Origin of the sequence: Flammeovirga pectinis, assembly GCF_003970675.1 — a bacterium.
Lineage (GTDB): Bacteria > Bacteroidota > Bacteroidia > Cytophagales > Flammeovirgaceae > Flammeovirga > Flammeovirga pectinis.
The window spans coordinates 1,282,921-1,296,141 of the sequence record NZ_CP034562.1; the positions used below are offsets into that span (position 1 = coordinate 1,282,921).

General features: G+C 32.4%; 10 protein-coding genes. 5 read left to right on the top strand and 5 right to left on the bottom strand.

Annotated features, from left to right (window positions below):
• The first annotated feature begins 171 nt into the window (after positions 1-171).
• A complete protein-coding gene (locus EI427_RS05230; RefSeq protein ID WP_126612360.1) occupies positions 172-2,826 on the top strand; it encodes a glycoside hydrolase family 19 protein in 2,655 nt (884 codons plus the stop codon).
• 58 nt (positions 2,827-2,884) lie between these two features.
• On the opposite strand, the gene EI427_RS05235 is transcribed toward EI427_RS05230, so the two are convergent.
• Positions 2,885-3,382 carry a hypothetical protein gene (locus EI427_RS05235; protein WP_126612362.1) on the bottom strand — a complete coding sequence of 166 codons (498 nt, stop codon included), beginning with the start codon at positions 3,380-3,382 and terminating at the stop codon, positions 2,885-2,887.
• Between the two features lie 23 nt (positions 3,383-3,405).
• Positions 3,406-3,846, bottom strand: coding sequence for a PH domain-containing protein (locus tag EI427_RS05240; RefSeq protein WP_170178396.1), 441 nt, complete (start codon positions 3,844-3,846; stop codon positions 3,406-3,408).
• 299 nt (positions 3,847-4,145) lie between these two features.
• Here EI427_RS05240 and EI427_RS05245 point away from each other — a divergent pair, with 299 nt between their 5' ends.
• The 4 genes from EI427_RS05245 to EI427_RS05260 all read left to right on the top strand — a co-directional run bounded on the left by EI427_RS05245 (position 4,146) and on the right by EI427_RS05260 (position 7,011).
• Positions 4,146-4,706: an NUDIX domain-containing protein gene (locus tag EI427_RS05245; protein ID WP_126612366.1), complete on the top strand. Its 561-nt coding sequence runs from the start codon at positions 4,146-4,148 to the stop codon at positions 4,704-4,706.
• Between the two features lie 93 nt (positions 4,707-4,799).
• Entirely contained in the window at positions 4,800-6,146 is a 1,347-nt protein-coding gene (locus EI427_RS05250; protein WP_126612368.1) for an MATE family efflux transporter, read from the top strand.
• Between the two features lie 287 nt (positions 6,147-6,433).
• Entirely contained in the window at positions 6,434-6,592 is a 159-nt protein-coding gene (locus tag EI427_RS05255) for a hypothetical protein (protein ID WP_170178397.1), read from the top strand.
• Between the two features lie 53 nt (positions 6,593-6,645).
• Complete coding sequence (locus EI427_RS05260; RefSeq protein WP_126612372.1) at positions 6,646-7,011, top strand: hypothetical protein; 366 nt, start codon at positions 6,646-6,648, stop codon at positions 7,009-7,011.
• Between the two features lie 62 nt (positions 7,012-7,073).
• Here EI427_RS05260 and EI427_RS05265 read toward each other — a convergent pair whose 3' ends face one another.
• The 3 genes from EI427_RS05265 to EI427_RS05275 form a co-directional block, all read right to left on the bottom strand.
• Positions 7,074-8,324 carry a hypothetical protein gene (locus EI427_RS05265; protein ID WP_126612374.1) on the bottom strand — a complete coding sequence of 417 codons (1,251 nt, stop codon included), beginning with the start codon at positions 8,322-8,324 and terminating at the stop codon, positions 7,074-7,076.
• Between the two features lie 274 nt (positions 8,325-8,598).
• Positions 8,599-9,942, bottom strand: a complete 1,344-nt coding sequence (locus EI427_RS05270) for a TolC family protein (RefSeq protein WP_170178398.1) — start codon at positions 9,940-9,942, stop codon at positions 8,599-8,601.
• A 68-nt stretch (positions 9,943-10,010) separates the two neighbouring features.
• Positions 10,011-13,214: an efflux RND transporter permease subunit gene (locus tag EI427_RS05275; RefSeq protein WP_126612379.1), complete on the bottom strand. Its 3,204-nt coding sequence runs from the start codon at positions 13,212-13,214 to the stop codon at positions 10,011-10,013.
• Between the last annotated feature and the right edge of the window lie 7 nt (positions 13,215-13,221).

The following is a 13,221-nucleotide window of genomic DNA, read 5'->3' on the forward strand; positions in this document are numbered from 1 at the left end:
AAATGTACCCCATCGTTTTTTTAACTTTTCAGTTTCAATCCCTAATATTCGATAGATTAAGAATCTAATCATACTTACTACTAACAACATTTGATTAGATAAGTAGGCATCATATCGATTATGAAGAACTACTTCACCTTACAGTAAATAACTATTTAAATACCTTCAGTAATGAATTTCAGAACATCTTCTTTAGCACTTTTATTTCTAATAATAGTAGTGCTATTACTACCTCAAAAATCGAATGCTCAAGTACCTCTCACAGAAGCAGAATACAACACTTTGTTTCCGTACAGGTACGGTACTGAACAAGGGCCAAACGGGGGATATGTTTTTAATCCCGAAAAAGACTTCTATAAATATTCTAGTCTTTTAGAAGCAGTAAACCGCATGAAAAATATTAAGGTTTATATGGAAAGGCGAGAAGGAACAAACCTTTATAAAGTAACAAGAGAGGATAAAACAACCGGAGTGAAGAAACTAATTCGTACTGATGCCGGTTTTGATGACTCTTGGAATATCCAAAAACCAATAATTAGTAAAGAGGTAGATTATGCAGATTTTTTATCTGAAGGAACTACCGAAACAAGAAAAAGAGAACTTTCTGCTTTTCTAGCAAACTTATCTCAAGAAACAACCGGAGGTTGGGCAACTGCACCGGGTGGTAAATATGCTTGGGGTTTATATTTTAGGGAAGAAGTAAGCTATGTAGGTACAGACTTAATTGGATATGTAGAACAAAATCATCCTGATTATCCAGCTGTTGCAGGGAAATCATATCATGGTAGAGGGCCAATACAGTTAAGTTGGAACTATAATTACGGACAAGTAAGTCAGTTTCTTTTTGGTGATAAAAACATTTTATTAGCCAATCCTGAAAAAGTAATTGAAGATGGTGCATTGGCTTTTCAGACCGCAATATGGTTTTGGATGACGCCTCAATTTCCCAAACCATCTGCACACGATGTAATGGTAGGTAACTGGATTCCATCTTCTTTTGATACACAAAATGGAAGGTCTCCAGGTTTTGGCGTTACCGTAAATATTATAAATGGTGGACTAGAATGTGGTAGTGGTACAGAGAAAACAAAAGTAGTAAGCAGAATAGGACATTATGAAAGACATTCTGAAATTTTAGGCGTTTCAACAGATTTGGATGGAAACAGTTCTTGTAATGCTTGTGGGTGTGCAGATCAAAAATCTTTTGGAGGTATAGAGCCAGAACCTGTTCCCCAAGAACCAAGAATTTCTTTACAGTCACCACTATCGACGCAGATTAGACAAAGTGAATTTGAAGAAGTTTTAATTAAAGCTACTGCAATTGATAAAGAGGATAATTCTATAGATAATCTTTTAATTTCTGTTGATGGTGTGGAATTATCTTCTCAAGGTAATGAAGTAACTTTTCTTCCTACTGCATATAAAAGTTACAATATTTCAATTACAGCAACTGATATAAACGCAAAACAGACTAGCATAACTACAACAATTGAAATTCTAGATCCAAGAGTTAATTGTGGTGATTTATGGGAGGCTAAAGTGTATACTGCAGGGATGGAAATAGTTTATGAAGGAGTAATTTATACTGCCGGATGGGAAACAAAAGATTCTGATATTCCGGGTATAGCTGATGTTTGGAAACTGAAAGAAGTCTGTGCAGGAACTACTTTTAACTGTAATGGCGTAGAGGAGTGGAATGTATTGACAACATACCAAACCAATGGTATGAGAATAGTATACAACGGACTACTTTATAAATTTAATAAATGGTGGTCAGTTGGTAATCAACCAGATGAAGACGTATCTACTTGGACGTTATTAGGTGCTTGTTCTTCTTCTGATATTGATAATCCACCTGTACTTTCTTTTGGATTACCTTCACAGTCAGTTTTTTCTGATTTACAGCCTATTGCTTTTGAAATTAATGCAACGGATGATAAAGGAGAAGTGAATGTAGTTGTATCAATTAACAATCAAGAAGTAAGTACAACTACCTCTTTTTCTTATACTCCTGCTAGTTTTGGTAATTATACAGTTGTTGCTGTAGCAACAGATAATGCTGGAAATTCATCAACTAAAGAATTTCTATTTACAGTGAGTGAAGCGCAACAAATTGCCCCAACAATTACTTTTACATCACCAATAAATAATCAAACGATAGAACAAGAAACATTGACAGCTATTGCAGTTAGTATTGCAGCTGAAGATCAGGATGGAACTGTAGTTAGTATAAGTACAACAGTAGAAGGTAGCGTTTACGAGGGCAATAACTTTACATTTTTACCCACTAATTTTGGAGAATTAACGCTGTCTGCAATAGTTACAGATAATGATGGTTTAACTTCTGAACAGAGCATTGTTATTACAATACTTGAGAAGATGATAGGAGGTGCAACTTGTGAAAACCTAGCTGCTTATTCTGGTTATCCTTCTATTTATATGAATGGTGATATTGTAAGTTTTGAAGGGCAGAAGTATGAATGTTTAGTCGATAATTTATATAATGTAACTCCAGGAACAGCGGACCATTGGTGGAAACCATTAGGTAGTTGCTCTAGTAATGCAAGAACATTAAGCATAGATAATCAAGTAGTTGATTTTAATGTTTATCCTGTTCCGTTTTCATCAAGAGTTACACTGAAAATACCAACAATTGAAGAGAATGTTATGGTTACATTGCGTAATACATCAGGAATTATTCTTTACCAAGAAATTCATCCTACAGGTCGATCGTTTATAGAAACAAATCATTTAATAAAAGGAATTTATATCCTTACAATAGAGGGCGATTCAATAGATTTACAAAAAACAATTATTAAAGATTAGGCATAAAAAAGGGTAGCATTATTCGTGCTACCCTTCATTTATTATTTAAGTGTTCCCATTATTTACTTTGGTTGTACACTCTCATTTGATATTTTGCCACCCACATTTTTTTCTTCTTTTTGCTATCTATATAATCATAGCCTAAAGATTTCTGTTTGTAAGTGAAGTTATCTTTTACATAATTAATTTTATTACTGCCTGCAGTAACTTCTTTATAGCCTTGTGCTTGTACAAGTTCTTGCATATAAGCAACAGATGCATCTCGTACCGCCTCTTTACTACTTCCAACAAACATTACATCAAATCCTACGAGTTGTTTCATAGCATTGAAATTACATTTGTAAGAGACGTAATAACTAGACATGTTCTTTTTATATGTTTTTAGACCATTATAAAAAGTCATGCTTTTTTTATCAGTATCTTCCTCTTTTTTAAATAACTTTTTAAATGGTTTGTATTCCATTTTGTAAGTGTATTCTTTATCGATCAGCATTTTTTGAGCAAACACTGATGATGAAAACATCAAAAAGAAAGTGAAAACAGTAATTAATTTCATTAGTCTATTTTAAGTTACATTATTTAAGAGATAATTTTTATCTCAGAATTTAATTCTTTTAGCATACGACAAAGGTCGTCACTTTGTTTAGGAGTGATATATATTTCATCATATTTATTGTAATACAATGTCATACCTTTCTTAAAAGACAACCCTAACTTCAATCCGGACCAAACTCTGGTGTTTAATTTTACTTTTTTAATATCTTTTATAGAAATTTTACCTCTTATTGGTCCAGATCTATATTTAAATTCATTTTGATCGGATTTGACCTCATAATATGTGGAAGATATTACCCATGCAAATAATAGTATAATAGGTAAAACAATACCAAAAGAGATCACCTGACTTACAAACTCGTTTGTGTTATCAGTAAGCATCAAATACATAATAAGAAGTAAAAAGCTAATCATGCCAAACCAAAAAAGGGCTGAGTATTTATCAAATTTGCTATAGAATTTCATTTGCATAGTTTTTTAATATTTTCATTGTAATCTTTTAGTAATTTAAAAAATTGTACCTAAGATGTATTGTAATTTTTATTAAAGATTTACATTCCTTTTTTTTAGTAAATCTACTTTTACATCATATCTCCAAAAATGAGCTACTATTACAAAAGCAAGAGACAAATATTTTAAATTACGATATACAATTTAACTAATTGGTTTAATATTAAGAAATGATTTTTCTTTTCTTTGAAACTAAATTACTGATGAACGGAGAGCCATATAATTTAATTACTTTTAAGTAAAATTTAAAAAAGATGATTGAAGAACAAAAAAGAGAAAGAGTTTATAATGGATTCTTAAAAATAGATAAAGTAACATTTCAGCATCAAAGGTATGATGGCACTACTTCAGAAATTTTGACAAGAGAAGTTGTAGAAAGAAATGACGCAATCACTGCCTTACTTTACCTTAAAGAAGAAGATGTCTATTTGTTTGTTGAGCAAGTAAGAATACCAACGTTATTAAATGGTACTGGCTTTTTAGTAGAATGTGTGGCAGGGTTAATAGATAAAGGAGAAACAGGTTTTGATGCTTTACAAAGGGAAGTAAAAGAAGAAGTAGGGTATGAAATAGATAACATTCAACATCTTTCTACTTTCTATTCAACTCCCGGAGGATGCTCTGAAAAAGTAGAATTGTATTATGCAGATCTTACTAATAAAATTACGAATGGAGGAGGACTTTTCTCTGAAGGTGAGGATATTAAAATTGTAAAATATAGTTTGTCGGATTTAAAACAAATGTACTTTGATAAAAAAATAGACGATGCCAAAACACTTATTGCTGTGCAGTGGTTGTTGTTGAATAATAATTAAAAGATTTAAATAGACAATATTCCTAAATTCAATGTATTAGAAATGAATTTGTAGTAAAATTACACAACTAATTTATCTATTGCATTTATTATTTTGAAGAAGAATCAAAAGGCGTTTTATCAAGAGATTTGGAAGGTTGCAATACCTATTTCATTACAAAGTTTATTACAGTACGCACTCAGTATGGTCGATCAAATTATGGTTGGTCAATTGGGGGAGACAGTAATTGCTGGTGTTGGCTTAGGAGGACGTCTTTCTTTTGTGTTGATAGTTGGAATAATGGGGTTAGCAAATGGAGCAGGAGTTTTTGTTGCTCAGTATTGGGGTAGAAAAGAGAAAGAGAAGATAAATTACCTCATTGGTGATTTATTAAAAATTGGCTTTTTTGTAACTCTAGTAGGAATGTTAGTCAGTTTATTATTTCCGTCAGAAATTCTTTCTTTATTTTCTACAGATCAAGAGGTAATTGCAATAGGAGGGGTATATCAGCAAATAATTGCTTTTGGATTTCCTGCTGTTTTGATAAGTGCTTCTTACAGTGCAGCATTACGTAGTGTTGGTTATGCAAAACTTGTAATGAAATGGAGTTTTGTAAAAGTGATTATCAACACGGTAGTCAATTATTGGTTAATTTTTGGAGGGTTAGGAATACCTCCTTTAGGAATGGTTGGTGCTGCTTGGGCAACTGTATTTTCTATGTGGTTTGAGGCCGTAGCCTTATTTATTATTATCCGACTTAAAAACTACCCAGGCAATGTTGGTTTTAAACATATTTTCCATTTTGATAAAGCCACTCTATACCCTCTCTTAAATGTAAGTGCTCCATTAATTCTTGGTGATACGTCTTGGGCAATTGGAGAAACCTGTTATTCTATGATTTATGGAAGAATGGGAACTACAGATATTGCGTCTATGACGATAACCATGCCGTTACAAACTTTAGGTGTAGGCTTTTTTATGGGGCTTGCCTCTGCAGCTGCAATTGTGATAGGTTTTGAATTAGGACAGAATAACATGAGAAAAGCAAAAGTATATGGCGATAAATTATTGAGATTTACTTTTTTCTGTGCTCTTGCCGTTGCAATTATCATGGCTGTAATTAGCCCGTTATATATTAATCTATTTCAGATTACACCAGAAGTCCGACAAATAACACAATGGCTTTGTTGGATATTTACCTTCCTGTTACCTATAAAAATGTGTAATTTCATTTTAGCTGCTGGAATATTAAGAAGTGGAGGAGATACTAAATATACCACAGGTTTAGGCCTTATAAGTACATGGGTGATTTCTTTACCAATGGGTGTGGTAGCTGCATTTATACTCGATTTACCTATTTATTGGGTGTATATAATTGTTTCATTAGAAGAATATTTTAGATTGATTATGTACATAAAACGTAAGAAATCTGGAAAGTGGGCTAGAAATTTAATCAGTTAATTGATTGCATAAAAAAAGCTCCCTATTTCTAGGAAGCTTTATCTCGTCTTAATCTACTATGCACCTGTAAAAATTAAGCGAGGTATTAATTTCTTATTCTAAATATAGTAAATTTTACCGAATTTTCATAGTCAGATAACACAAAAAACACTTTAGTTGTGAATGTACGTTAAAGTGTAATTTTTTTATGTCTATCACCTAACTGTTATTGTCTATATAAGTAACAATCAAAAATTACAGTTATGAAGTTAATTATCTCTCTCATTATCACATTCAGTCTAATATCAATGAATTATTTAATTGATGCCCTTTTAGATACCATTTATGGTAAAGATGTATACTTTACTTTTCAGGAGGTTTTATTAGCATTAACGGTTTTAATTATAGGTTTATTAGTGAAATTTGTGATACACCCATCATTAAAAATATTAATTGTCAAAAATTAGTAGGGGTTTTATTATAAGATTACCCTTATCATAATGAATCAACTACAATCATTATGAAATTACTTTTTGTTTTATCAATCTTCATTTCTCTTATTTCTTGTCAATCACAAGAATATCAACCGAGCAAAGGAAATAGTATTTATATGTCTAGATCGTCTTTAGATCAATCTGTAAGAAACGAAATACATGTAGACAGCAATAATAATTACGAAAGAAGGTTCTCTGATGGTAGATATGAAAAAGGATATACCTCTGAAGCCGCAAAAATAAACGAACAAGAAAATAATCTCGTTTTTAATGTCAGCTTTAGGAAAAAGGCATGTGAAGAAGAATGGCTTAAAGACGATTACAGTTATATTGAAGATATAAATATGTGGGAAGAACAAACGGGTTTTTCATTAGCCGCATGTGAGCAATAAAAAAAGGATCTTGATACATTAAATATCAAGATCCTTTTTCAATTTATATACAAACTGTATTATTAATTACAACTTGCTTTTTTCTCTTCAATTTTACTTCCGATTTCATCAATTTTATCATTGACTTCAGTTGTAGCCTCTTCAATAGTAATTTGATTTTCATCAGCAAATTTTTCGATAATACAATCAGAATGATGATCGAATAACTCTAATAACTTTTCGCCAGTTAAAATTATTAGATGACAATTTGTGTCATCAGAAATAGCTGCATCAATTTGTACAGATAATTTTTTAAACTGATTAAGTACTTGAGGACAACTTAAATCTTCGATGTCTGGGCGCTCAGAAAACAAACCAAGTTGATCTATCACAGCAGGATCACAATTACTTTGTTGTAAAGTAGCTGCAGCAACTTTTAATAATTGTATTTGCTCATCTACTTCACCTTCAGCATCATCAGATCCGTCTAATTTGAATACTTCAACAAAACACTCTTTGTTGTCTTCAATATATGTAGCTGCATCTAAAATAGCTTCTTGCATTCCAGCACAATTGTCGTCGTCGTATGCATTATTAAATTCTTTTTCAAAACCTTCTAATGCAACTAAAGTACTTTCTGGATCACAAGAAAGAGTAGAAGAGTCTTCCTTCAATTCACTGATAACATCAGGGTCACAATTAGAAGTTTCTAGGGCAGTAAGAATACCGTCAATTTCATTATAAAATTCATTAAACTCTTCTTCACCACCTTCCATTAAGGCTCTAGGGTTAGAAGCTTCATCCTCTTGCATTTCATAAATAGTGATTGCACACTCTTTATTATTATCAAGGAAAGTTTTTAAGTTAGTAAGCGTACCTTTCATTTTATCACAATCTTCTGCAATTAATGCAGCAGAAAAGGCATCTTCAAACTTCTTCATCTGCATATCAAATGCTTCAGAAGTACATTCTTCAAGAACTAAATCGCCATTAGGAACACCTGTAGCAATACACTCATCATAATTTGATAGATCTTCGTTTAAGTCTGAAAGTTTACCATCAATTTCGCCGGCTGCATCGTATGTACTATCTACGGCAGTTAATGCAGATTCTATACAGCTTCTGTTATCATTAATAAAAGAAATACTATTCTCAATAGCCTCTTTTGTAACGTTACAATCACTTTGTGTAAGACTTTCTGAGTACGTATTCAGCACTTCGTCATATGCTGTTTGAGTTTCTACTTTAGAGCAGTCAGGGTCTTCTTCAAGTAAAGAACAAGAAATCACAATGAAAGGGATAAAGAGAAGTAAGAGTAATTTTAGATGTTTCATAGTAAAATTAAAATAGTATAAGTTTCTGTTTTAACAAATTTAACTATATGATCTCTACACAACTTAATTCAACCAATAATTTGCTTGAAGATTGAATGTATTTCATGATATAGTCCAAAGGGTAAGTAGAGAAAATAGCCTAAAGTTAACATTTGTTAGATAATTACAAGATTACCTTATCTTTCACTTAACAACAACAAAATTCGTAATATTTTTGTTAATGAAAAAGGAGATATATTTCTATATCTCCTTAAAAAATGAGTTAATTCTTTATTTATTCATTGTCAATTGGAAAGGCATCGATAATACCTCCAGTTAATCTGACTATTTCTGTATTGGTAGCAATTAAATTAAAAATTGCAGTTAATCTCGAATTCTGAGCGTCCAAATATTGTATTTGTACATCACGTAAGTTAAATGAGTTTATTTGTCCATTTCTATAACGTTCTGTAGACATTTCTAAGTTAAGAAGTGCAGTAGCAACTTGTTCTTCTGTTAATTCTAGAATCTCTCTTTGAAGCACATAAGTATCGTAAACTTGCATAACTTGATTGTTCAAACTATGTGACATTTGTTGTGTTTCTACTTCTGCAATTTGCTTATTTATCAGAGCAATTTGTTTTGCTCTTCGTCTACTTCCTCCCATATAAATTGGTATAGAAAGGGTAGCACCTACGGTAGCACTTATGCCATCAATATTAAAATTTGGAATACCTTGAGCACCACCATAGTTTTCTGTGTATTTAATACTTGCATTACCTTTTACAGAAGGCATAAATGCAGCTTTAGCTAACTCAATATCTTTTTGTTTAATAATCTGATTAACATATTGGTTTTTAAGCGTTGAGTTATCAGCGTTTAACAGCTCAATAAGATTACTTAGAACATAATCTTTTTCAACAGCTTCAAATTTTTCTGTTAGCTTGTATAAGGTTTGTTCACTTTCTGGAACTCCCATTACAAAATTTAATTCTCTTAATTTTACTTGTAATCGGTTTTTCTGATCTAATGAAGTTCTTCTATCTTCTAGCCATGCATTTTTAGCTTGTAAGACATCGTAGGTTACCTTCTGACCAAGTTCTTTCTGAGAATTGGTGTAATCGTAACGTTCTTTTGATAACTCGGCAAGTTGTTCAGCAACTTCTAACCTTTGTTGTTCGAGTAAAGATTCGTAATAAGCGACAATAACATCCTTAATGGTGTTTTCTATTACGATTGTAGCATTGCCTTCAGAATAATGTTCTAATTCTTCTAATTGCTCTTTAGTAATCCAGACTTTAAACCCATCAAAAATTGTAAAATCAGATCCTATAGAAGGTGATAGAACACCTAGATTAGAGTTCATGGCATGAGACCAGTTATGATTCCATGCTGCATCTGTTGTTAAAGAAGGATATAAACCGGCATTTTCTAACGTATTATTTGTCTTAGAAATCTCAGTGTTTTTATCAGCTATAATGATATCATAATTATTTAATAAGCCTTGTGATATTGCATCTGATAGGCTTAATATAATTTCTTGTGATACGACTTCTACTTTATCTTGCTTTTTCTCTTGTGCATATCCACAAAAGGTTATTCCGATAAGGAAGGAGATGATTAAATTTATTTGTTTCATAATCATATGATGAATTGAAAGCAAAGTACATTTATCAGAATGTACCTTGCTCAATTTTTAATTTGACACTATTTTATAGATTCAGTTGCTTGTTCTTGATCTGCTAAAGTCATTGCATTGTAGTCTGAAATCTCTACTAATACATTTTCAACTTCCTCACGAGAAGGTTTTTTACCTGTTATGACCCACTTTTTACCTCTTCTCAAATCGTTTATCACTTTAATGAGTACTGGTAAAATTGTAAGAATAAACACCGTACCGATCATGATACCATAGGCTAACGAAATTGCTACAGGTACTAAAAATCTAGATTGTGGACTAGTTTCTAAGATCATAGGATATAAACCAATTGTAGTAGTTAAAGTCGTTAATAGGATAGGTCTAAACCTTGATTTACCAGCATTGATTAATGCATCATCAAACGACTTCCCATCCAAGAGATCTTGGTTGAATTTTGAAAGGTAAACAACGGCATCATTAATAATAGTACCTGATAGTGCAACCATACCTAGCATACTAAACATAGAAATTGTCTCTCCTTCTATACCATGTCCCCACATTGCTCCAATAATGCCAAGTGGTATCATACACAATACAATCCCTGCTTGAGTAAATGATCTAAAGTGCAGCATAAGAATCATCACAATTAATAAGAAAGCAATTGCATACGTATTTACTAATTCCGAAGAATCTTCTTGAGAACTCTTTAGCTGTCCTTGATATTCATACCTAACATTAGGGAATTTTGCAGTTAATTCTGGAAGAATTTCTTTCTCCATTTCTTCAATAATAGGAATCACTGCATCATTTGCATTCAGCATATAGGCATCAACTCGTATCTCTTTTTCGCCATTGTAGTGGTTTATTGCCACAGGACCACGATCTATGTTGAAATCTGCTAATTGAGACAGTGGGTACATTCCCTCAGTTGTTCTAATTCGCATATTCTCTAAATCACCAAGAGAAGATCTATTGTCTTTTTTGTAACGAACATAGATTCTGATTTCATCCTTATTTACCTGAAGCCTTTGAGCTTCTGCACCGAAGAAACCATTACGTACTTGAGACATTAATGAGACCTCTGTAAAACCAAGAGCATAGGCTTTTGGCTTTAACACCAAACGAATTTCTTGTCCTCCAATCTGGTTGTTATCCATCACATTGTAAAGTGCGGCTTGTTCGTTCAGTTTGGTTTTTAAATAATCAGAAGCGGCTTCAATTTGATCATAATCATACCCTAATAAACTGATTGAAACAGGAGCTCCCCACATATTACTAGCTCCAACAGAAAGTTTCCGAGCAGTGGGTTCTTCACCAACAAACTCATTCACCTTTGCTTTAATTGTACTCGCATCAATTGGAGAATTGGTAAGGTCTTCCATAATAACGAATATTGAACCTGTATGGGTACCGTTTTCTGCACCATTAAATGCATTGCCTAGGCTTACAAATGTGTATTCTATGAAATCAAAATTTGTATCGTATTCTCTTTTTAAAGCATCATTAGCTTCCCAAACTGCATTTTCATATTTAGTAAGATATGCTTTGGTAGTATCTTGGTTGATACCCGGTTTTAACGCTAAATCAATATTAAAGAAATCTCCAGGAGGGCTAGGGAAGAAGGTTAAATCAATTACTCTACCACCAATTAAACCAACAGTAACTATAATAGCAGCTACAGGAATAGAAATACCAAACCATTTATGATCTAATAGAAAACGAAGAATTGGAAGGTAAACTTTATCTCTAAATGCGAAAATTAGCTTATCAAGCTTTGTTCTTATTTTATTGAATTTACTTTTGTCATTTCTAGGTGTTAAGACTTTTGGAGAACTCACATGGGAAGGAAGTAAGAACATACCTTCAAATAATGAAAATCCTAAACAGAGAATAACTACTAGTGCCATTTCAGACATCATTTCCAATCCAGATTCTAAGAATAAGAAAGGGAAAAAGGCAATAATTGTTGTACTTACAGAGGTAAGAACGGCAGGGATAACTTCTACAGTACCATCAATAGCTGCGTTTATTGGAGATTTACCCATTTCGTAATGCGTAAAAATATTCTCGCCAATTACAATACCGTCATCAACTAGAATACCAATAATAAGGATCATACCAAATAATGAAATCATATTTAGTGTTACGCCCATTAAGCTGGCAATAATAAACATTCCTAAGAACGAACTTGGAATACCCCAAGCAACCCATAACGATAATCTAAAACTTAAGAAAAACGATAATGTAATTACTACTAATAGAATACCCAATAAGCCATTACTAATTAATGTATCTAAACGTGCATTTACTATAGATAAGAAGTTGAAACTACAGATTAATTCAGCATCAGAATGAGAGGCATTAAATTCATCCATATACATTTCTACATACTCTGTGATTTTTTGTAGATCTTCTGTATGTAGTTTTTGAATTTGGATCGATACATTTTTCTTCCCTTGCATCCAAACTGCATTAGGAACGTCTTCAAACTGATAATGAACATCGGCTAAATCACCTACTTTAATTATTCTACCATCAGAAGTAGCTCTTACTACAATGTTTCTGATATCATCGGCATTTGCAGATCTATATCTAGCAAGAACAGAAATTTCTTCTCTTCTATTTTTAATTGTACCACCAGTAATATCAACATTATTATTAGCAATAGCTTGTTTAATATTGTCAATACTAATGCTATATCGTCTCAATAAATCTTCGTTAACCTCAACAGAAATTTCTGTATTCGGATAACCAGAAATACTTAATTGTGATATAATTCCTGATGCTAAAAAATCATCTTCAATTTTCTGAGCATAATCTTTTAATGTTCTTAGATCATCTCCTTTTAGATTAAGAAAAAGTGCATCAGAAGTAGCTCTTCTTTTAGATACGGAAGGTTTTTCTGCACCGGCAGGGAAATTTGATATACCATCTACAGCATTTTTTACATCGGTTAATACCTCGTCTATATCTGCTTTTGCTTCTGTAGTTATTGTAACAGTTGCTATATTTTCTGCAGATACTGAGTTCGTTTCTTTAATACCCGGTATACCTCTAATTTCATTTTCAACTAATGTTGTTACACCTTCGTCCATTTCTTTAGGAGATGCACCTTGGTAGGCAACAGTAACTGTAATTGTTCTAGATTCTATAAGAGGGAAGGATGCTTTCCTCATGTTCGATATGGCAATTCCACCCAATAATACGAGTAGAAGTAAAGCCATATGTGCATAGAAAGGCTTCTTCACAAAGGTTGTGATAAGTTTTTTCATGATCGTG

Coding starts and splice junctions, on each gene's coding strand:
- EI427_RS05235 (WP_126612362.1), bottom strand. CDS start 3,382: ATGAAATTAATTACTGTTTTCACTTTCTTTTTGATGTTTTCATCATCA.
- EI427_RS05260 (WP_126612372.1), top strand. CDS start 6,646: ATGAAATTACTTTTTGTTTTATCAATCTTCATTTCTCTTATTTCTTGT.
- EI427_RS05240 (WP_170178396.1), bottom strand. CDS start 3,846: ATGAAATTCTATAGCAAATTTGATAAATACTCAGCCCTTTTTTGGTTT.
- EI427_RS05275 (WP_126612379.1), bottom strand. CDS start 13,214: ATGAAAAAACTTATCACAACCTTTGTGAAGAAGCCTTTCTATGCACAT.
- EI427_RS05255 (WP_170178397.1), top strand. CDS start 6,434: ATGAATTATTTAATTGATGCCCTTTTAGATACCATTTATGGTAAAGAT.
- EI427_RS05245 (WP_126612366.1), top strand. CDS start 4,146: ATGATTGAAGAACAAAAAAGAGAAAGAGTTTATAATGGATTCTTAAAA.
- EI427_RS05265 (WP_126612374.1), bottom strand. CDS start 8,324: ATGAAACATCTAAAATTACTCTTACTTCTCTTTATCCCTTTCATTGTG.
- EI427_RS05270 (WP_170178398.1), bottom strand. CDS start 9,942: ATGAAACAAATAAATTTAATCATCTCCTTCCTTATCGGAATAACCTTT.
- EI427_RS05230 (WP_126612360.1), top strand. CDS start 172: ATGAATTTCAGAACATCTTCTTTAGCACTTTTATTTCTAATAATAGTA.